The sequence below is a fragment of the Bacteroides caecigallinarum genome (assembly GCF_021530995.1).
Classification (GTDB): Bacteria; Bacteroidota; Bacteroidia; order Bacteroidales; family Bacteroidaceae; genus Phocaeicola; species Phocaeicola faecigallinarum.
Genome location: NZ_JADYTF010000003.1, coordinates 1 through 21,637 on the forward strand (window position 1 = coordinate 1; position 21,637 = coordinate 21,637).

A 21,637-nucleotide genomic window follows, 5' to 3' on the forward strand; every position below is an offset into this window, starting at 1 on the left:
ATATTTATCCGCAAAAATAAAGTAATTGACAAATTATAAATACCATAAGGTAATAATAAACTTAACCGGAAACAAATGATGTCATACGTTTGTAACTAAAATGAAAAGAAAACTAAAAGCCAAGTTTAAGAACTATTTAAATACTATTTAAATACCGTTTAAACAGTATTTAAACAGCTCTTAATTCAATCATTTCCGCATTCCATCTTACGCAAACACTTGTTAAACTTATCTATAAAACAATCCACCTCCGATTTTGAGATACACAATGGCGGCAATATCCTCAGAACATTTTTTCCTGAATATCCGGTAAATATATGATAATCATAAAGCAAAGAATTGCGGATATCAGAAACTGAAACCGTAAGCTCAATCCCTATCATCAGTCCACGCCCTCTCACTTCCTTGATTAACGGAGAATTCAAAGAACGCAATTTACCGATAAAATAGAAACCTACTTCATAGGCATTCTCTATAAGATGCTCATCTTTCATTACCTGAATCACCGACAATGCAGCCGCACATCCCAGATGATTTCCTCCAAACGTGGTTCCAAGCATTCCCTTACACGGCTTGAAAGCATCGCTTATCAATACTCCGGAGAAAGGGAAACCATTTGCTATGCCTTTTGCCACAGTAATGATGTCAGGTTTTATGCCGCACCACTGATGGGCAAAGAACTTTCCCGTTCGTCCGTATCCGGATTGTATCTCATCCAGAATGAGAACGGCATTATACTGTTGGGTAAGCTTTCTTAAAGCCTTGAGGAATTCATCATCAGGAATTCTTATTCCTCCCACTCCCGATATTCCTTCTATTATCACAGCACATACATCACCTTTACGCAGCACGTCCTCAATCTCGGCAATATTCATATCTGCAAAATAGACATTGTCATTGGAATTAATAGGTGCGGTTATCAGCGGATTGTCTGTCACTTCCACTGCAGCAGACGTACGGCCATGGAAAGAACTCTTGAAAGCTATAACCTTTTTCTTTCCGGTATGAAACGATGCCAGTTTAAGGGCATTCTCATTGGCTTCTGCTCCAGAATTGACAAAGAACGTACTGTAATCCGGATAACCGGATATTTCCCCTAATTCATACGCAAGTTTTTCCTGGAGTTTATTAATCACAGAGTTAGAATAGAACATCAGATTCTGCATCTGCTCATACATACATTTTATCAGATACGGATGAGAATGCCCTATTGATATTACAGCATGCCCGCCATAGAAATCCATATATGAATTTCCGACCTCATCATATACATAACAGCCTTTTCCACGAACTATATTTATGGGAAATACAGAATATACATCAAACAAATTCATAAGCAATTCTTTAGTATTTTATTATTCCATCCTGCCATACTTCATCTCATCACCATTCTTATCATACTGCTTACGCTTCCCTGTCGGAGGATCCAATAAGATTATCCTGACAACCGCCGTACGATGAAGACTTCTCTCAACCGCTTCTTCGAAAGCATCCATGTGTTTGGGCAAGAAACGTTGGCTTATCAATCTCAGAGCCAGTACCTTTTCATAATTGTCAGTTACAATTTCAGCCTTTCCGAATGCGATAGCCGAACGATACTGGAGAGTGAATGTTCCGTCTTTAGGTCCTACAGTAGGCTGGCATTTGGTTACAGCAGAAAGGCATACTTCCGGATTCACAGCAATGGCATCAAGCTTATCTCCCTCCGGAGCACAATGAAAATACCATACATTATCATCTTTGCTTGCCAGAGAAAGAGGCACACCGTATGCAGTACCGTCCGCTCTGGTAAAACTGACAGTTATATACGGAGCCTTTCGCATCACCTCCAATGCCCATTGGCTGTCCATTTCACGACTTGTTTTTCTCATATTCCACAAATTAATCATTCAACTGCCACAAAAATACTATCATTACATCAATCAGTATGTAAGATTTATGACAGAGACCTGCATTTGGCAATAAATAAAAGACATTAATACGTAAATATATTTGACTATTAGAGATTAAACAGATACTTTTGTATTTGAAACTGTAAAGCAAAGATGAAAACAATAACTTTCGATAATTACTACAAGGAGAAACTGTTGTCAATACCACTGTTTTGTGATTTGCCAGACAACATCAAACACGAGATTATCAAAAAGCTTGATATAAAGCTTTATGATATTGATGAAAACACAGTGGTATTGGAACAGGGTAATGTATGCTGCAATCTGTATGTACTTCTTAAAGGTACATTGGAAGTAAATATCATCGATGCTAACGCCAACGAGATCCTGATAGAATATATAGAATCGCCAAGAGCATTTGCTACACCTCACCTCTTCAAGAAGGACAACCGTCTGCCCGCTACATTTAAGACTATAGAGAAATCTGTATTACTGACAGCTACCAAAGACTCCACATTCGAGCTGATAAGTAAATACCCTGATATATTAAAAAATTTCCTTTGTGTCTCGGGAAATTGCAATGTGTGTACCACTATGAGGCTGGATGTACTGTCCAGAAAAACCATCCGCGAAAGAATACTGGTATATCTGATGAAAAGAATTGACAAAAAATCTTCTACAATAAAGCTTACACATACCATCACCCAGCTGGCAGAATACTTTAATGTCACACGCCCTGCCCTTTCGACGGAATTCAACAAGATGGAAAAGGAAGGTATTATTACCCGTAAGGAGAACAACTATATAGAACTGAATCTGAAAGCTATAAAGAATTTTGTTCTGTAAAAGAAAAAGGCCATCCCGCAAACTGAATGACCTTTCATAATCATTTATGTCATTTTATAAAAATTCTTGGGTTTATATTTAGCGAAACCCATCCCCAGTCTTGCCAACTGCTGTGGTTTCCACCTTTTACAACATCCATTGTTGAGGTTCCGAACATAACGGAATAACCTAATGACATACTTACATCTTTCATTATTTTCCAGTTCAACTGATAGTCAATCTCAGAACCAAGTGTACGTTTCAGGTTGTCCAGCTTGACCGCTGTAGCAAAATAATGATAGTTCAGCCCCATAGATACAGCATTTGATACCTTGAAGTCAACTCCCACATGAGTATCCGAAAGGCCCGGATTATAACCGGTCGCAAAATCTGTGGCATAGAAATAATCCATTCCTCCGTAAAACTTATGATGTGTGCCATATAGAGGATTGAACGCCTTATATTTTCCGTCTGCATCGCTGGTTCCGCTCAAATAGTCTGTACCTATACCCACAGACCATAATCTGTTTATACTATATGAGAGGTCTATATTTCCCATATAAGCGGAAACTGTGCGTGAAGCCGTATTTTTACCGGTCTGATAATAGAACGATCCTGAGATGTTCCATGAGTCCGGCATATATTTGATATAAGTACCGAAAGTCTGCATGTATTTGGTATCAGCCTTCCTTGTCGCGGCATCTCCACCTTCCTGACCAATGTTCATCGCAAGCAATGAAACCTGCAGAGGTGTTGATGCGCAATCATAATGATACCACAACGTCTGCATATTCTTGTAGAGCTTGGTTTTACTGCTGTCATAGAATGTTCCTCCTATTACGTTCTCGTCATTCTGATTGAAAGCAAATATTCCATGAAGCTGATGGCCATTGTTCTTATATCCTATCTTCAACGCGTCATGATAACGTCCGGCAACATTCCAGTCAAGGCTTCCGAGAATTCGTTCATCATCGTACACCAACGCCTGCCTACCCAGCTGCACAAACCAATAGTCATTCATATTGAAAGATGCCCATGCCTCATTCAATATGAAACGCCCGTTTTTATCAATAAGGGCATCCTGTCCCCATACACCTACATGCTGTGCAGAAAACCTTAAAGCCAGTTTCTGACGTTCATAACCGAATGTAAGTCTGGCACGCTCGTTTACGAATCCGGCCGGAGACTCTCCTTTATCCCGGGGATACAATGCACCATTACGGTATTCTCCCCTTGTACGAATCTGGGCTGACACCCAGAAACTGTCATCCGCTTTTTTGTCATCTTGAGCATAAGACAATGATGCATTCCCCATAAGAAGGAATGGAATCAAAAAATGTAAACTTATTTTTCCCATAAATTTCAAGGTTTTAATCAGTTCATATTATACGTGTGGATACTGCTGCCCTGGGCAGAAGGAAGGTAGTTTATACCCCACCAGCACATCTGTAGGAATACGAACGACAACAGCAGTATGTACAGCGAAGTTTTTCTCCTGTCCTGCATCCCTATCCTTATATGGATGTATGTAAGATACGAAAACCATGTCACAGCCGCCCATGTTTCTTTAGGGTCCCACGACCAGTAGTGTCCCCATGCCTCTTTAGCCCACAAGGCACCGGTCAGCATTCCCAAAGTCATGAATGACAGACCTACATACACCAGATTATCGCATAAAGCCATCTCCTTATTGTCACATCCGGTTTTCTTTACAAACAGCAGATAAATGCCCATCAGGGCAGATGCTCCGAGCATAGCGTATGCGAACATATAGATAATGACATGAGGGGCAAACCACGGACTCTGCAATGCAGGCATCAGCGCCTTGTTGTGGATTTCAGGTTTAAGTATGTTTACACATATAAATACCACGGACAGCATTGTACTGAATCCGAGTATCCATTTATATTTCCATCTGATGTAAGTAATCAATCCGGCCAATGGCAAAAAGAAAGAGTACCAGAGGCGAGTCTCTCCCATAGTGCGCAGTGGAGGACGTTCCAATGATGCCCACAACAGACCTATGAAGGTACCGAACACAAGGAGTCCGGCAATAGTGAAAACACATGCCTTCGACTGTGACCCTTTAAAGGCATTCCAAGAACCTGCAGTCCACAATACCACAGACAAAACGGCAAAATATATAAACCAGTCCCAACTCATCATTTTTCAGTTTTTACTTTATTGTTCTTCTGTGCTGTCACAAACATACATACAGCTCCCAGCATTATCATTATAATTCCGACATATACAGCAGGTAACCACGGGTCTGAAACCAGTTCAAAAACACTTATATCGCTCCAGCGTCCTTTACTTTCGTCATAGCTAAGCTGATATATCTTCCAACCTTCTATCTCGGCAGGTCTGTTCACCTCTATTGTCTCTTCCAGAGTTTTGCCGCTCTCAGTATAAATCATAACATCGGATGAATAACGGCGAGGCTCCCTGTCGGGCATGACAAGGCTACAATCATTGTCAAGACGCAATGCCTGATAAGGGAAAAGGAAACTTCCGCAACTTACCCATCCGCTGACAGTCTGTTTGCCGTCAGGCGATACAGCTCTAACATTTACGGCATAAGTTGCTCCGGTGCTAGGCCATTCCACATACTTCACAGTGTCATTCCCCGATACAGAAGCCGCCATCTCTATTCTGTCCGATATCTCAATATTCCATCCTGACAACATTCCTGATTTTACCCCTTCCTCCAACAAGATATGTTCCGGGGCATCATAGGGTAGAGCCTTGCCTGTAGCATTATCTATCAGCATAAGCTTGGGAGGATATTCATCAATACTGAAGTCTTTCAGTTCTACGGCAAGCGGCAGTTCGTACACATTTCCATCAGCATCAGTGGCACGCCATTCCGCCTGACCTATACGGGTGTTCATCGTAAGTCTCTTCATATCGGCACTTCCCAAAGTAGCAGAAACCAAGGCTATGAACAGGCCAAGATGATTCAACAGAAACGGTATTCTTCTGATGCGAAAATGAAACAGACTCCTTATAGAAACCAGTCCTACGATAGTAGTCATCCAAAGATAGACAAGAATAAAAGGCCAGAATGAAAGCATGCGGTTCAAGATGAATACATCTTCCGACTGTACCGAAGACGGCACCTGCCTTATCATTCCCATAAGCAATGTGAGGAGAACAACAGCAATCAAAGACGGAACAGCAGCCTTATACGACATAGCCCAACGTACGAAATACAGCTTCGACCTTAAAAGATAGAGCACTATCAAGGCGGCCACATACAGCACCAAGATATATACATTAAGCGGACTGGCAAAACTGTTCCAATCAACAGCACCGGTAATAATATGAAGTATAAGACCTATGACGACAAGTCCGCCACAGGTCATTATACCTTCTTTCAGTCCCCAAGAATTATTCCACATATCAATTTTAGATAATACGTCCGTTAGCCTTTGCTTCTTTCAGCCATCCAGGAACAGTATTGTTCATAAAACGTTCTTTGGCAGCTTTCTCGGCAGGGATATCGAGTCCGATGTATTTCTGAGCCTTTTCCTTTGTAGAAATATCAGGCATAGGAACATTGTCTGTATATCCATGCTTTGCAAGAACCTTTGATATAGAGAGTCGTGCCTGCAAAGCTCTGTCGAGTCCATGCGAAAGGATCCTCTGTATCTCCTGAGGTGCATGGAATGCAGCTCCGTGTGAAGCGACTCCAAAATCCCATCTCCACTGCGCTTCGCGAAGAAGCTTCAATACAGGTTTCATCTCAGTTTCAGTAGCACCCTTATCCCATGCGAACTTGGCTTCTATATGTGCAGACGCAAGTTCCTTTTCAAGACGGTTTCTTATTTCATTAGCCTTACGCTGACGTTCGTAAACATTGTTTCGCAAAGTCTCTTCGCTTTCACGATGACAAACCTGACATGTACGGTCTATCATGGCAAGCGGGCTCTGGATATGGTGGTCACTGAATTTCAATCCGCCTTCACTCTTATAAGGCATGTGGCAGTCGGCACATGATACTCCACGCTGTCCGTGTATTCCCATCTGCGAAATCTCATAGTCTGGATGCTGCGCCTTGATAATCGGAGCACGGCTCAATGCGTGAGTATAATCAGAGAAATTGTTTTCATCGTAATACTGCTCCATAGCCTCAACAGTCATACCTTTATCCCACGGGAAAGTCAGATATTTTCCGTCACCCTTAAAGTAGTATTCCACATGACACTGCGCACATACCAGTGAGCGCATTTCCTGTGGTGTAGCCTTTGTTATGTCTTTTCCCTGACGGGCAAAAGCTTCAATCAGTGCCGGACGGCTGATGTGAAGGTCCATAGTCTCGGAATCATGACAATCCGAACATCCTATTGGGTTTACAATCTCAGAACCGAAAGCTGCCCACTTGTTGTTATAGAATGAATCAACTCCTATTTCCTGCATCATACGTGGAACGTCCGGACTCTTACAAGTCCAACAGGTCGAAGGTTGTGGTCCGTCGTTTGCAGTCTGAGGGGCTCCTGTACGTAGAGTTGCACGGATATCCTCTATGGCATGCATGTGTCCTCGTGGTGTAGCATAATCTTTTGAGAAAGCATAGCCAGCCCATAGAATTACCATTTCGGGACGCTGCTCGAGTACATCAACCTGGATGTTTCCATTGAACTCACTCTGGAAATCAGTTATGGCAGTTTCTGTCCACGTCTGATATTCACGAGGAAAATCACTCTGGAACTTCTCATTCTGTGGAACGATTCCCTTCATAGGGTTCTTCCTGTTGTTGAAGATGCTCACCACCTCTGCCCTACGTTCGGACAGAGCAGACACCGCTAATCCCAAACAAAAAACTACGGCCATTGAAACAAAAAACAATAACCATCCATGCCAAGATTTAAAATTATTCATCATATACTCTAGATTTAATTATTTTACTTCTTCATTTTTCTAAGCCATTCCGGAACAGGAGAGTCTGGCAACGGCACAATAGCCGCAGGAGTGGAAGAAAGACTGTTTTTTCCACCATGGGGAACATCTCTGTGGCAGTCCCAGCATGCCTTACCTTTTCCTACTTCGGACATCATATAATCTATGCGTCCCGTTTCCACAAATTCCGTATTCAATTGCTGGTGACACCTGATACAATTATTCATTATAACCTGTGAACTTGCGGGATGGGCCTGTATGACCTGAGGTTCGGAACTTGTCAGAAAAGCCGCAACATGTTTCATTCCGTCCATACCCTTGAAAGTCCATTTCCTGACGAAATTCTCATGCGGTACATGACAGTCATTACACGTTGCATCCCTTGAATGGGAGCTGTGCATCCACGTTGCATAATAAGGCGACATGATATGGCAGTTCACACAAGCAGAAGGCTCATCCGTGAGATATGTATGCGCCCTCAGCAAGTAGAGAAAAAACAATCCTCCTCCTACAATTATTCCTGATACAACAGATATAAAAATCTTTTGTCGTTTAGATAGTGTCATAAATTATACTTTTTTGCAAATAAAACATTTTTTATGGAAAAATGGTGTAATAATTATGACACAGACGATATATTTTATCGTGCACTATGGCAAAATGAAGAAATTAGGTATTGCGTCAGCCCATTGCTGTGGTTAATAAAATTATAAAGACATTTACAAAAACTATTAACAAGTTTCCCTATTGTTCAGATTAGAGAAAACTGTTTTCCACTCATTAATAGTACCTGTTTCAGAAGAAAAGCTTACACCTATTTTATATACTTTCCTACTATCCGAAGCATATTCGCGCGCATAACCTCTCTCTTCTATTTGCTGAACAGCCTCATCAGCTGTACCATCAAGCTTGAACTCGAATATATATACATAATCAGATGTTTCCACGACACAATCCACCCGTCCCTGACTCTGAACTTTTTCCACATACACAGTATATACACTAATAAGACGCATTATTAAATAAAAAGTATATTGGAAATACCGTTCTCTCTCCTGTTCGTTATCTTTACGACGCATCGTATAAGGAATACTTGCGAAAAAGGATGTAAACAATGTATGAAGAGTCTCCGGTTCACCCGATTCAAATGCGTCAACAGCATCATCAATCCAGTTACTCACGTATGTACGAGGTTGAAGATAAGACGAAGCCAATGCAGTCAGTAAACCATCCTTAACCTCATTGTTCGGAAAATCCAGAAGGAACCGGTTTCGGCGCATATCATAATCCTTTATAGTCAGATAGCCACTCTGATAAATCATAGGAAGAGGACGCTCTATATCTGCCTTATAATCTATAAATTGTTCCGGACGGTAATATTTTCCTGTAAGTTCATTCATATTTTCTTTAGAATGCGAAAGAAGGCGAATAAGATATGTAGGTGTACCGGAACTGAACCAAAAATTATTCATACTTACACTATCAAAAGCATTAAGAAGACTGAAAGGATTGTAAACGTCAGTCATACGGTCACTGAAATGATAACCGTCATATTTCTGTTTTAGCATTTGCTTAATTTCATCCGTTGTACATCTGTACTCAGATGCCATTGCAGTCATTGGTTCTGCAAAATAATTCTCCAACTCATTCTGAGTGATTCCGCAAAGCGACTCATATCGTCTGTCCAAACTTATATCCTTGGGTTGATTAAAACCGCTGAACACACTGACCTGAGAAAATTTAGTAACACCTGTAAGAAATACAAACTGTAAATGAGCATCAGCACTCTTAAATGCAGAATAGAAAGATTTCAAAACATTACGATGCGTTTCTTCCAATTCATAGTCTATATCGAGTACATCCAGCATTGGTTTGTCATATTCATCAATCAAAACAACAGCACGATATCCAGTCTGTTCATGTGCAGCACGAAGAACTTCCACAAACCTATCTCCTATTCCAAGTATATCTGTCCTGTCCGGCAAATTAAAATTACGCTCCCATTCTGATACATAAAAAATCAGTTTTTTCTCCAGTTCACCAGGATTACTGAAGTTTGTACTATTAAAATCCACATGAAAGACCGGATGTATGTTCCATTCATTTTCAAGTTTTTCCATTGCCAATCCCTTGAACAAGTCTTTACGACCCAGATAATAGTTTTCTATAGTTGATACAAGAAGACTCTTACCAAAACGGCGTGGACGACTAAGAAAATATATTCCACCATCGTGTGTCAAACTGTATATCAAATCTGTTTTGTCTACATAGACATAACCTTCTTCTATAATACGATCAAAACTTTGGATTCCAATAGGATACTTCATGCTTATTATTTATTTTACATTGATGCGATAAAGATAATACAAACAAAGTGAAGAACAAAATGAAAGATAAATTTTCGGTTTGACCAATCAATAATATTAAAATCCGCAACAAAAAAAGAATTTTCTTTTATAACTTCTTCGCCAGCATAAATCGTATAAATTCAGGAGTGTTTTCATTCGTTCAGACATCAGAAAAAAAACGTGAGCAAATTTGACTTAAAACATGCCCACGTTTTACCTAAAATTTGCCCACGTTTTTTTTAAGTATTTTTAAGCCTTACTTGCCCGAATCGATTTCTTTCAGCAATTCCTCTACAGCAGCCTTCAGCTGAGTATCCTCACCTTTAACAATAGTTTCAGGAGAGTTCAGGATATAGATATCAGGTTCAAGCTGTGTATTTTCCAAATAGCTTCCGTCAGGCAAACGATAACCTACCACAGGAATACCGAATACAAGTGTAGGGTCCTGAAGACGCTCCCAGTTGACACTTGTCATAGTTCCTGGAACAGGAGCACCCACCAGTTTGCCTATACCTTTATGCTTATATACCCACGGAGTTCCATGAGCATTAGAGTAATTAGCCTCACACTGAAGCATAATAGAAGGCTTGTTCCATCTGCGGCTTGGCATATCACAAGCTTCACGACCTCTTACCACCTGTGTGAAGTATTTCTTGCCACTAAACAGCACCTCGATATCCTCATGCAGGCGACCTCCACCATTGAAACGTGTATCGATAACAATTCCTTCACAATTATTGTACTTACCTAAGATATCAGAATATACTGTACGGAAACTTCCGTCGTCCATAGACTGGACATGAACATAGCCCAGACGTCCACCGGAAAGTTTCTCTACCTCCTCGGCACGCTGCTTAACCCAACGTTTATACAAAAGGGAACTCATGGCACCACTTGTAACCGGTTTAACCACTTCATCCCATCTTTCACCGGATTCTGGATTATAAACAGATACAAGCACCTTCTTACCGGCCTTTCCGTTAAGGAGAGTTGTATAATCTGTATCCTTGTCTATAACACTGCCGTCAATCTTTTCAATTATATTTCCGGCCTCAACTTTGGAATTCTTTCTGTCAAACGGACCTTTGGCCACAACTTCAGAAATACGAAGTCCCTTACCGGAATATTCCCAGTCGTACAGTAATCCCAAGTTTGCTGTAGCCTCAGTCTTTGAAGACGGACGATAGCTTGCACCGGTATGCGAAACATTAAGTTCGCCAAGCCACTCACTAAGCATCTCTGCAAAGTCATAATTATTTGAGATATGAGGCAAGAAACGGCGATAAGCCGCGGTAAGTCCTTCCCAGTCTACTCCATGCATATTAACCTCATAGAAACGTTTTTTCTCCTGTTTATATACATGATTGAACATATATTCACGTTCTGCGGCAAGGTCCATTTTCATTTCAGCCTTATATGTTATAGGCTTCAGAGACTCGGACGAAGCATCCATTTTCTGCATATTGCTACCACCAAGAATAAATACAGCCTTACCTTCCTTGTCGGTCTGCATATCTCCCCATCCGGCATCCATCTTATGCAGGAGCTTGGTTTCTTTTTTTCTCAGGTCCAACTTCCACATATCATATCCACCCTCGAATGAAGACAGATAGTAAAGCTTCTCTCCATCCTCTGAAATAATAGCAGAAGCTATGCTTGATGAGTTAGGAGTAAGACGTACGATACGGTCTTCTATGCCATCTGTTTCAACTTCTACAGGTTTTACAGATTCTTCGTCCTTCTTGTCGGCATCATCACCCTTCTTTGATTTTTTATCGTCTTTCTTTGAACTCTTGTCGCCCTTAGAGTTGTTTTCCTTCTTGGAAGCCTTCTCCTGTTCTTCCTTCAGAGCCTTCTCTATTTCATAATCCTCCTTGCTAAGACGGAATTTATCATATGAGTCCTGATTCATGAAGACTATCATTACATCATCCAGCGAGCCCCATGAAGCATGATTACGCATACCATATCTCTCGGTAGTGAAAAGAAGAGCATTACCATCCATAACCCAGCGAGGAGAACCGCTTGTGTAACCGCTTCCTGTAATATTCACAATATCTCCTTTTCCGTCGGCCTTAACAATACCTATGTCAGTGTAAGGATCGTGTTTGTGACCTATAAATTCAAGAGTGAACCACTTTCCGTCAGGACTCCATGAATACTCAAATCCTCCGTAAGTATTATACCATGTAGAACCATCGGTGATCTGTCTTACTTTCTTCGATTCGAGGTTCACCACCATAAGTTTGTTTCTGTCTTCAATGAAAGCCACTTCCTTACCGTCGGGAGAGAACTTAGGATATCCACGTTCCACCGATGTTGAAGGCAGCAAAGCTTCTTCCTCTATAAGTGTGGCGTTAGGGAAATTAGGATCATCCTTACGGGCAATCTTAGCCAGATATAGTTCCCAGTTACCTCCTCTTTCGCTTGCATAAACCAAAGTGCGGTTGTCTGCCCCGAAAGAAACACCTTTCTCTGCTTCCGGAGTATTGGTTATCCGCTTGGTGGTATTGTATTCTACAGAAGTCACAAAAACCTCACCACGCACAATAAATGCCACCTGTTTACCGTCTGGAGATACTACCGCCTCACTTGCGCCACGTGTGAAGCTCATATTTTCAGGCATAGCCTCATCATCTCTCACAACAGTAACATTCAGTTTCTTTGGCTTTTCTCCAAGGTTCTGAGTATAAATCTCACCATTATAAGAGTAGCACAATTTATTTCCGTCACCAACCGAAAGGAATCTTACGGGATGAACCTTAAAGTCGGAAATCTGACTCACATTCTTTGGGTCCGAAAGTGGGAAAGAATAGACATTAAAAGATCCTCCGTTTCTTTCACTTAGGAAAAATACGGTCTTCTCATCATCCGAGAATACAGGATTTCTGTCTTCACCTGCACGCTCTGTAAGATTGGTATGCTTTCCGCTTTTTGTATCATATAACCAGACATCACGTGTTACGGAAGAAGTATGATGCTTTCTCCACTCATCTTCATACCCCTTACAGTCCTGATAAAGGAACAAATCGCCTTCATTATTAAACTCAACCATTTCGGCAGGAGTGGCAAGAACCTGTAAAGTTTTTCCTCCTTCTGCTGGAACTTTATAAAGTTCAGTCATAGCCGAAGTAGGGAAAAGAGCACTCTGTGCAGGGTCCTGAATAGATGCGGAAAAATAGACGAACTTGCCGTCGGTACTGAAAGCTGTAGGTATCTCTGACGCAGAATTAAGGGTAAGTCTGCGTGCCGGACCACCATCAGCCGACATAATGAACACATCCTGATTACCATAACGGTCGCTTGCAAAAGCTATTTGCTTACCGTCGGGCGACCATACCGGGTCCGATTCATACGACTCCTGTGTGGTAAGCTGAACAGCCTGTCCACCGTCGGAACTAACCTTATACACATCCCCCTTATAGCAGAAAACCACTGATTTACCATCGGGCGATATGCGTACATCACGCATCCATAAAGGATTAATACTTGCAGCCTGAGCAGTCAAAGCTCCCGCACCAAGTATCAGCATTAGAATATTCTTTCTCATTATTCAAATATTATATTTCAGTTCTATATTATTTTATTTATCCAGCTTGTATGCTCGTTATTTCCTGCAATTCCCTTACAGCCGACTGCACATCTTTTATATCCTTGATAATCATGCTGCGTTTTCCGTTCTGTTCCCTGAGATTACATTGGCGCGGATAGCGCGACATATAGCCTATCATCTTGCCGAAAGCCTCACTCTGATAGTACGGACTGTCAGGATTGCTTACAAAGAAGAGTGTCATACGTCCTGATTTCAGGAATATCTTCTCTATACCAAGACGCTTGGCGATACGTCTCAACGGAACTATACGTATCAGCTCTTCCCCTTCAGGCGGAATTGCTCCGAAACGGTCTATCAGACGCGCTTTGAAATCTTCTACATCTTTGTCGAGTTCCAGTTTGTCAAGCTCACGGTAGAGCAACATTCTTTCGCTGCTGCTCGGTATATATTCGTTAGGGAACAAGAGTTCGAGGTCGCTCTCTACGGTACATTCATCTACGAAACCTTCGCCGCTCAAAACCTCATCACCAGCTTTCACTTCATCGGCATAAAGTTCGGAGAACTCATCGTTCTTAAGTTCTGTAACTGCCTCTGCCAATATTTTCTGATATGTTTCATATCCCAAATCGGCAATGAAACCGCTCTGTTCGGCTCCCAGCATGTTTCCAGCTCCACGAATGTCAAGATCCTGCATTGCGATATGAATACCGCTGCCCAAATCGCTGAAGTTCTCTATTGCCTGCAGACGGCGGCGTGCTTCCGGAGTGAGAGAGCTTAAAGGCGGTGCAAGCAGATAGCAGAAGGCTTTCTTGTTTCCGCGTCCCACACGTCCGCGCATCTGATGAAGGTCGCTCAGACCGAAGTTCTGCGCCTGATTTATTATAATGGTATTGGCGTTCGGAATGTCTATACCGCTTTCTATTATGGTTGTAGCAAGAAGTACGTCGTAATCGTAATTAACGAAATCGAAAATAATCTTCTCCAGTTCATCGGGCTGCATCTGACCGTGACCTATACACACACGGCAATCTGGTATGTTTCTTTCTATCAGAGCCTTCAGCTCCGCAAGGTTCTGTATGCGGTTGTTCACAAAGAACACCTGACCGTTGCGGCTCATCTCGAAGTTTATAGCCTCGGTTATTATCTCCTCGTTGAAAGTATGAACCTCGGTCTGTATAGGATATCTGTTAGGCGGTGGTGTCTGAATTACAGACAGGTCTCTTGCGCCCATAAGCGAGAACTGGAGGGTGCGCGGAATAGGTGTGGCCGTCATAGTAAGTGTATCAACATTCACCTTTATCTGACGTAGTTTTTCTTTCACACTTACCCCGAACTTCTGTTCCTCGTCTATGATAAGCAAGCCCAAATCCTTGAACTTGACACTCTTTCCTATTATCTTGTGAGTACCGATAAGGATATTTATCTGACCGTCGGCAAGCTCTTTCAAAATTCTACTGGTATCCTTGGCCGTACGTGCACGGCTAAGATATTCCACCTTGCAAGGCAATCCCTCAAGTCGTTTCTTGAAAGTCTGGAAATGCTGGTATGCAAGAACAGTTGTAGGGACAAGTACTGCCACCTGTTTATTGTCTGCCACAGCCTTGAAAGCCGCTCTTACGGCAACTTCCGTCTTTCCGAAACCTACGTCTCCACAGACAAGTCTGTCCATAGGACGGTCGCTCTCCATATCGGCTTTAACCTCCTGGGTAGCTTTCGACTGGTCCGGAGTATCTTCATACAGGAACGAAGCTTCCAGCTCATGCTGCAAGAAACTGTCCGGACTGTACTTGAAACCTTTTTCCTGTTTGCGCTGCGAATAAAGTTTTATAAGGTCGCGGGCTATGTCCTTTATCTTGGTCTTGGTGCGTTCCTTGATTTTCTCCCACGCGCCTGTTCCCAATTTGCTTATTCTTGGCGGCTCGCCTTCCTTGCCCTTATATTTGGAAATCTTATGAAGCGAATGGATTGACACGAACACCACATCATCATTCTGATAAATCAACTTGATTACTTCCTGAGTGGTATTCCCGTTAGGTATGCGTACCAGTCCGGCAAAACGGCCTATACCATGGTCTATATGAACGACATAGTCTCCAGGTTCAAACTGATTAAGTTCCTTAAGCGAAAGTGCAACTTTACCGCTACGTGCCTTGTCGCTGCGGAGATTGTATTTATGGAAACGGTCGAATATCTGATGGTCGGTGAATATACACAAACGCATTGTATGATCTACGAAACCTTCATGAAGAGTGCGATCTACCGGTTCAAATACTATATTATCTCCCCTCTCCTTGAATATATCCTTCAGTCGGTCAGTCTGTTTGGAGCTGTCGGAACATATATATATCTTATACCCTCTCTGGATGAAATCATTCAGAGAAGACGAAACCATATCAAAATTCTTATGGAAAATAGGCTGGACAGAAGTCTCAAACTTCAACCTTGCCTGAGGTGTACCGATAGGTTTTGAACCAAAATCAATCCTTCTGAAATCAAGAGCCTTGTCTGTGAAATCAGTTCCTTGAATAATGGTTTTCTGTATGTCAGGCAGTTCCTCATTGTCACCGTCTTCGGCAGCAGCTATAGCCTGCGATGAAAGAACTTCATCATGAATACTCTGTATCCTTTCCCTTACCCATAACAGGTCTTTCACACACAGCAAAGCGTGTGATGGAAGAAAATCAAGGAATGTCACCGAATCGCCGGTAACTCCTGTCAACTCCGGAACTATATTTACAGCAGTCTTCTTCTCTTTCGATAACTGCGATTCAACCTCAAAAGTTCGTATACTGTCTATCTCGTCACCAAAGAAGTCTATACGGTAAGGATACTCTGACGCAAAGGAAAACACATCGAGAATACTTCCACGTGTGGCAAACTGCCCCGGCTCGTAAACATAGTCCACATGATCGAACCCCAACGATATCAATTGTGCAGCTATAGTGTCAGTCTCAACATTCTGACCAACCTTGAGCGAAACGGTCTTGTCCGTCAGAAGCTTCTTCGACACCACTTTTTCCGCCAAAGCTTCAGGATAAGTAACCACCGCCAGATTATCCCTCTTTTCCAGACGGCTCAACACTTCGGTGCGAAGAATCTCGTTTGCAGCATCTTTCTGCCCATACTTGATGGCACGCCTGTACGACGAAGGGAAAAACAGGATATCCGCATCACCATTGGCCTGAACCATATCGTGATAGAAATATCCGGCCTCCTCACTGTCATTAAGCACAAACACATATACTGATGGATTATTCTTTATAAATGCCGAAAAGAACAATGATACACACGAAGCATGCACACCGCCCACATAAACAGTCTTTATGCCACCATCCTTAAGAATCGAAGCCAAACCTTTGGTGTTAGGATGAGCGGCATATACGTTTTGCAATTCTGTAATAGTCATCGTTATGAAAAATAGTTCGTGCAAATTTACGAAAAAGTTATTATTTTTGCAGCAATAGTATAAATATTGAAATTACCGTATATGTACAACGAGATAAAAAATTTGATTTATAGCCACAAACTGAAAGAAGCTCTCGAAAAACTTCATGAATACGCATCTTCTACAGACAACTGGCAGATAAAATCGGACATTGAAAGTCTGAAAACCACATACGGCTTAATGCTGCAATACACCAGCCAAGGTATGAACGATCCGGAAAGGAAAGAAATGTATACCCAATTATTAAGAAAAGCATTTATTCTTAATGAAAGAGTAAAAATTCAGAATATGCTGGAAAATGACAGTTCATACGTTTCACAAACATACAGAGAGGAAAAACATAGCCCTTCGAAAGGATACGCTGAAATACTGCAGAAACTGGAAGAAAGACAAAAAGACATCAGAATCTCCGACATGTATGAAGAACCATACCGGACAGAACTTACAGAAACTCAAATTAAAATAAGACAATCAATACTTGAAGAGTTATTCAACAAGACCTGGCGGCCTGTAGTATGGAACGAGGAGGATTATAACGGAGCACTTTCGATAATAGAATCAGAAAAAATATCCGACAATGACAAAGCATTATTCACATCGGCTTTATGTCTGAGCCTCATATACATGCTTGATATATATAAGTTCAGGACGCTTTTGCATATCTATCTGAAATGCAAAAGCCCTGTAATCACACAACGTGCTTTAGTGGGTATAATGATAGCGATACACCTTCAAAGTGAAACAATCGACTATTCATACCCTTATCTTCTGGACGAAATAAATCTGATGAAAGATAATCCATATTTCCTGGATGATTTCTATACTGTAATCATACAAATGGTTTTATCACTTGACACAGAGAACATAAACAAGAAGATGAGAGACGAGATAATACCTTCGATAATGCAATCTACGGAGCTGACATCACCTATCGATGATATGTCAGACATGAATATTGAAGAGTTTATTGAAGATATTATAGAAGAGAATCCTGAGTGGAAAGAGAACATAGAGAAAATCAAAGATCAGATAAAAGAACTGGACATGCTGCGTCAGGAAGGAGCGGACACAAACATGTGCACATTCTCAAATCTGAAAAGCTATCCTTTCTTCTACGAACCGTCACACTGGTTCTACATCTTCAGTCCGGAAGTGCCGGTAATACATGAAATGATGGCGGACAAAAAAAACAATTATAAGCCATTCATCGAAACCCTGATGAAAGCTACAGACATGTGTAATTCCGACAGATTTTCTTTATGTCTGACTTTCAAGACTATGCCTAACCTGCCTTTGGATGCGATGAATACAGGACTTACTGCACAGAACAAAATGAATGAAGAATTAGAAGGTATAGCTACTGAAAAGAAAAAACGACAGACCGAAAGCAGACTTTTCATACAGGACTTATACCGTTTCTGCAAACTTTGGAGAAAGTATAATGAGAAATTAGATATATTCTCGGATAAAATTGCCTTGTGGCAAAACATATCAATACGAAAAATAGTAAAAGAAAGCGGCAAACTAAAACAACTGGCAGACTATCTGTTCGCCAAAGGACATGTGGATGACGCTGTATTTGCCTATATGGACATCATCGATGACAATCCTAATGATTACGAAGCTTTGCAGAAAATAGCGTATGTGAATATTTTAAATAAGAGTTACGACAAAGCACTGGAACTGCTTAAGCAAGCCGATATCCTTTCTCCGGGGAATATATGGACACTTAAAAACATAGCACTTTGCTATAAAAAGAAAAAACGCTATGACCTTGTACACGAATATCTGAAAGAAGCCGAGCAGATAAACCCGGATGACCTGAGCATCTGCACCCAGATAGGGCAGGCACTCATCACTGAAGGTATATACGATGAAGCCCTGAGATATATGTTCAAGGTGGAATACATGACTAAAGGCAAGACTTCGGCTCAAAGGGCAATCGCATGGTGTTATTTCATGATGGACAGATATGACGATGCGATAGACATGTACACCAAAATACTGGAAAAGAAAGATGCCATAGCGGAAGACTGGATGAATATAGGGCATGTATATCTGGTGAACAACGATATAAAAAGCGCTATCTCATTCTATAAAAAAGCAATTGAACTGCAAGACAAGAAATCTTCATTCTATGAGATATTCTCATCTGATATAAAGACCCTAAAGAGTAAGGGGGTTGATGAGGTTCTGCTCAATATGATTCCGGATATGACAATATCATAAACATAAATTTAGCTCCTGTTTAAACGGTATTTAAATACTGTTTAAACAGGAGCTAAACATTTTCCATATTTCAAGATCTAATTACTATCCCAACACGTTTCCCAAATACAGGAACAACATACTTATCAACACCAGAAGCAAATCCACGGCCTTGCTCTTGAGATTCTTCTCACGGAATACCATTGCTCCGAACAGGAAGGAAACAACAACACTGCTTCGTCTTACCATTGAAACAATTGAAATCATCGAATCTTCCATCGACAAGGCATAGAAATACACAAAATCGGCAGCAGAAAGAAATATCGAAATCAGAATAATACACCAGTCCCAACGGAAAGGAGTTCCATGCTTACGCCTTGGCCACCAAAGGAAAAGTATCACACCTCCCATAAGGAACAGCTGGTAGATATTATACCATGCCTGCACCACCATGTTATTGAACTGCCCCATAAGATACTTGTCGTAAAGTCCGCTTATAGCTCCCAAAACAGCCGCCAGTACAACAAACCATACCCAACGGTCGTGCTTAAAGTCAATCCCTTCTTTTTTACCTGAACGGCTTAAAAGGAAAAAAGATATAATGGCAAGCAACACTCCAATCCACTGATACAGATTCAGTCGTTCGCCAAATATAAGAAGTGCGCCTACGAGTGTCATCACAGGTCGTGTCGCATTGATAGGTCCTACTATAGTAAGAGGCAGATGCTTCATACCGAAATAACCGAACACCCATGAGCCAAGCACTATAAACGACTTTAGGATAATGAATTTGTGCACTTCCCAGCCTGCATCGGGAACATAAAACAAAGAGCCGTCAAGCACTTCAGGACTGAAATGCGAAATCAGTATAAAAGGAATAAATATAAGACTGGAAAACAATGTATTCAGTCCGAGCACAGGAAGAACAGCATTATTTGCCAACGATTTCTTCTTGAACACATCATAAAAGCCCAGCAATGCCGCTGAGCAGAATGCTAAAAGTAACCACATATATTTAGTTTTTAAGTTCTTGAGTTTTTATAAAAACAAATCCTCAGGATAACCTATATCAACAAGGAACAGGGCATGAGCCGGAACAGAGGTTCCTGCACTGCAACGGTTCTTGTCTTCAATAACCTTACGGAAACCGTCGACAGAGAGTTTTCCGCGTCCCACTTCTACCAGTGTACCTACCACAGCACGCACCATGTTGCGCAAAAATCTGTCTGCCTGAATGGTAAATACCCATTCATCCTCTCCACACTGAGTCCACTCGGCATGCATTATCTTGCAATTATTGGTTTTAACGTCAGTATGGAGTTTACTGAAACTTGTGAAATCTATGTAATCAAAAAGAACGGCAGCTGCCTCATTCATCTTTTCAATATCAAGTTTCTGGAATAACCTCCAGGAATAATGACGCGCAAACGGATCTTTGCGCGTAGTAATGTAATATTTATATGTACGATATGTGGCATCAAAACGCGCATGAGCTTCCTCACGTACACGTTTCACATTATAAACCGATATGTCCTGAGGCAGCAAACGGTTCAACTTATCTGTTACCTGCGCACAGTCCAGCTCGCGATCGATATCAAAATGGGCAACCATCAATCGGGCGTGTACACCGGCATCCGTGCGTCCGGCTCCAACTACTTCTATATTTTCATCCCTCAGGAATGTAGCCAAAGCCCTGTTCAGAGTTTCCTGAACACTGTCACCGTTTGGCTGGATCTGCCATCCGTGATAGTTCGTACCGTCATAAGCCAGGTAAATAAAATATCTGTTCATTCCGTTATTTTCTTGCTGTGATATGGAAACATCCCTGTTTCAGTTCATATTTGACATAACATCTTTCTTCTTTCTTCAAATCGCGAAGCACCTCCGACAGAACCAGCTTAAGTGTATCAGCGCGTACATCCTGCATTGGTCGTCCGTCAGGATCTTCCACCTTGGTAAATCTCTTCCAGCTAATATCGAATGTTGTGCCGTAAAAGTGACATGAGTTCATTGAAGCGTTAACGTTTGTACGTCTAAGTCGTTTAACGTCTTCTTTAGTACGTGTAACAGAAGTTACGATAATCTTATTAGGATTAAGTCCCTTGCTTTCGAGCGAATCAAGAAAATTCTCGCCTATAGATTCAAGCAATGCACTGGCTGTAGGAACAAGATAAGGAATGGAATGTGTAAGCGAATCCATGTCATAATACTCGCATGGTTCTATTTTTACCAATTTTTTCTTCAGATGTTCAGCTTCTTCGCGCGATGCCACAGGGGTTATACCTATAGCCTTTGCTGTCTTGAGCTGTACGGCATTCAAATCGCCAAAAGAACGTTTGTAACTCACCACTCCTTTTATATTACGTGGATTATTCATCTTCATACTCTTGTCTCCGCACGATGAGAATGCCATTACAACTATAGCAAATGCGCAGAGAGCACCAAATAAATTCTTCATTCCGTTATA

The 21,637-nt window shown here is 41.5% G+C and carries 15 protein-coding genes; 2 read left to right on the plus strand and 13 right to left on the minus strand.

Annotation, left to right across the window (positions count from 1 at the left end):
* Positions 1–185 precede the first annotated feature (185 nt).
* Together I6E24_RS00910 and I6E24_RS00915 are read right to left on the minus strand one after the other, a co-directional pair.
* On the minus strand, positions 186–1,334 hold the full coding sequence (locus I6E24_RS00910) for an aspartate aminotransferase family protein (RefSeq protein ID WP_235325490.1): 1,149 nt from the start codon (positions 1,332–1,334) through the stop codon (positions 186–188).
* 21 nt (positions 1,335–1,355) lie between these two features.
* Positions 1,356–1,871 carry a pyridoxamine 5'-phosphate oxidase family protein gene (locus I6E24_RS00915; protein WP_235325492.1) on the minus strand — a complete coding sequence of 172 codons (516 nt, stop codon included), beginning with the start codon at positions 1,869–1,871 and terminating at the stop codon, positions 1,356–1,358.
* 174 nt (positions 1,872–2,045) lie between these two features.
* Between I6E24_RS00915 and I6E24_RS00920 the strand changes: the two genes are divergently transcribed.
* Positions 2,046–2,738 (plus strand): Crp/Fnr family transcriptional regulator, encoded by a 693-nt coding sequence (locus I6E24_RS00920; protein WP_235325494.1) that lies wholly within the window; start codon positions 2,046–2,048, stop codon positions 2,736–2,738.
* Between the two features lie 49 nt (positions 2,739–2,787).
* Here the strand turns inward: I6E24_RS00920 and I6E24_RS00925 are convergent, their stop codons facing one another.
* The 8 genes from I6E24_RS00925 to mfd all read right to left on the minus strand — a co-directional run bounded on the left by I6E24_RS00925 (position 2,788) and on the right by mfd (position 16,923).
* On the minus strand, positions 2,788–4,074 hold the full coding sequence (locus tag I6E24_RS00925) for an alginate export family protein (protein WP_235325496.1): 1,287 nt from the start codon (positions 4,072–4,074) through the stop codon (positions 2,788–2,790).
* A gap of 17 nt (positions 4,075–4,091) precedes the next feature.
* Entirely contained in the window at positions 4,092–4,880 is a 789-nt protein-coding gene (gene ccsA / locus I6E24_RS00930) for a cytochrome c biogenesis protein CcsA (RefSeq protein WP_235325579.1), read from the minus strand.
* Positions 4,880–6,118, minus strand: a complete 1,239-nt coding sequence (locus I6E24_RS00935) for a cytochrome c biogenesis protein ResB (RefSeq protein WP_235325498.1) — start codon at positions 6,116–6,118, stop codon at positions 4,880–4,882. The genes ccsA and I6E24_RS00935 overlap by 1 nt, the downstream gene beginning before the upstream one ends.
* A gap of 7 nt (positions 6,119–6,125) precedes the next feature.
* The gene (gene nrfA / locus I6E24_RS00940) at positions 6,126–7,601 is read right to left on the minus strand and encodes an ammonia-forming cytochrome c nitrite reductase (protein WP_235325500.1); all 1,476 of its coding nucleotides are present in this window, start codon (positions 7,599–7,601) and stop codon (positions 6,126–6,128) included.
* 20 nt (positions 7,602–7,621) lie between these two features.
* A complete protein-coding gene (gene nrfH, locus I6E24_RS00945; protein ID WP_204401063.1) occupies positions 7,622–8,182 on the minus strand; it encodes a cytochrome c nitrite reductase small subunit in 561 nt (186 codons plus the stop codon).
* Between the two features lie 165 nt (positions 8,183–8,347).
* Positions 8,348–9,943 carry an ATP-binding protein gene (locus I6E24_RS00950; protein WP_235325502.1) on the minus strand — a complete coding sequence of 532 codons (1,596 nt, stop codon included), beginning with the start codon at positions 9,941–9,943 and terminating at the stop codon, positions 8,348–8,350.
* Positions 9,944–10,220: 277 nt separating this feature from the next.
* A complete protein-coding gene (locus tag I6E24_RS00955) occupies positions 10,221–13,514 on the minus strand; it encodes a S41 family peptidase (protein WP_235325504.1) in 3,294 nt (1,097 codons plus the stop codon).
* 37 nt (positions 13,515–13,551) lie between these two features.
* Positions 13,552–16,923 (minus strand): transcription-repair coupling factor, encoded by a 3,372-nt coding sequence (gene mfd / locus I6E24_RS00960; protein WP_235325506.1) that lies wholly within the window; start codon positions 16,921–16,923, stop codon positions 13,552–13,554.
* An 81-nt stretch (positions 16,924–17,004) separates the two neighbouring features.
* Between mfd and I6E24_RS00965 the strand changes: the two genes are divergently transcribed.
* The gene (locus I6E24_RS00965) at positions 17,005–19,191 is read left to right on the plus strand and encodes a tetratricopeptide repeat protein (RefSeq protein WP_235325508.1); all 2,187 of its coding nucleotides are present in this window, start codon (positions 17,005–17,007) and stop codon (positions 19,189–19,191) included.
* 84 nt (positions 19,192–19,275) lie between these two features.
* Here the strand turns inward: I6E24_RS00965 and I6E24_RS00970 are convergent, their stop codons facing one another.
* Genes I6E24_RS00970 through I6E24_RS00980 form a run of 3 tightly spaced genes read right to left on the minus strand, consistent with a single transcriptional unit; the run spans position 19,276 to position 21,583 of the window.
* Positions 19,276–20,181 (minus strand): DMT family transporter, encoded by a 906-nt coding sequence (locus tag I6E24_RS00970; RefSeq protein WP_235325510.1) that lies wholly within the window; start codon positions 20,179–20,181, stop codon positions 19,276–19,278.
* A 27-nt stretch (positions 20,182–20,208) separates the two neighbouring features.
* Positions 20,209–20,961 carry a tRNA pseudouridine(38-40) synthase TruA gene (gene truA / locus I6E24_RS00975; RefSeq protein ID WP_235325512.1) on the minus strand — a complete coding sequence of 251 codons (753 nt, stop codon included), beginning with the start codon at positions 20,959–20,961 and terminating at the stop codon, positions 20,209–20,211.
* A 4-nt stretch (positions 20,962–20,965) separates the two neighbouring features.
* On the minus strand, positions 20,966–21,583 hold the full coding sequence (locus I6E24_RS00980; protein ID WP_235325581.1) for a DUF5715 family protein: 618 nt from the start codon (positions 21,581–21,583) through the stop codon (positions 20,966–20,968).
* Positions 21,584–21,637: the final 54 nt, after the last annotated feature.

Coding starts and splice junctions, on each gene's coding strand:
- I6E24_RS00935 (WP_235325498.1), bottom strand. CDS start 6,118: ATGTGGAATAATTCTTGGGGACTGAAAGAAGGTATAATGACCTGTGGC.
- I6E24_RS00950 (WP_235325502.1), bottom strand. CDS start 9,943: ATGAAGTATCCTATTGGAATCCAAAGTTTTGATCGTATTATAGAAGAA.
- I6E24_RS00920 (WP_235325494.1), top strand. CDS start 2,046: ATGAAAACAATAACTTTCGATAATTACTACAAGGAGAAACTGTTGTCA.
- I6E24_RS00925 (WP_235325496.1), bottom strand. CDS start 4,074: ATGGGAAAAATAAGTTTACATTTTTTGATTCCATTCCTTCTTATGGGG.
- ccsA (WP_235325579.1), bottom strand. CDS start 4,880: ATGAGTTGGGACTGGTTTATATATTTTGCCGTTTTGTCTGTGGTATTG.
- I6E24_RS00955 (WP_235325504.1), bottom strand. CDS start 13,514: ATGAGAAAGAATATTCTAATGCTGATACTTGGTGCGGGAGCTTTGACT.
- nrfA (WP_235325500.1), bottom strand. CDS start 7,601: ATGATGAATAATTTTAAATCTTGGCATGGATGGTTATTGTTTTTTGTT.
- I6E24_RS00915 (WP_235325492.1), bottom strand. CDS start 1,871: ATGAGAAAAACAAGTCGTGAAATGGACAGCCAATGGGCATTGGAGGTG.
- I6E24_RS00910 (WP_235325490.1), bottom strand. CDS start 1,334: ATGAATTTGTTTGATGTATATTCTGTATTTCCCATAAATATAGTTCGT.
- truA (WP_235325512.1), bottom strand. CDS start 20,961: ATGAACAGATATTTTATTTACCTGGCTTATGACGGTACGAACTATCAC.
- I6E24_RS00970 (WP_235325510.1), bottom strand. CDS start 20,181: ATGTGGTTACTTTTAGCATTCTGCTCAGCGGCATTGCTGGGCTTTTAT.
- I6E24_RS00965 (WP_235325508.1), top strand. CDS start 17,005: ATGTACAACGAGATAAAAAATTTGATTTATAGCCACAAACTGAAAGAA.
- nrfH (WP_204401063.1), bottom strand. CDS start 8,182: ATGACACTATCTAAACGACAAAAGATTTTTATATCTGTTGTATCAGGA.
- mfd (WP_235325506.1), bottom strand. CDS start 16,923: ATGACTATTACAGAATTGCAAAACGTATATGCCGCTCATCCTAACACC.
- I6E24_RS00980 (WP_235325581.1), bottom strand. CDS start 21,583: ATGGCATTCTCATCGTGCGGAGACAAGAGTATGAAGATGAATAATCCA.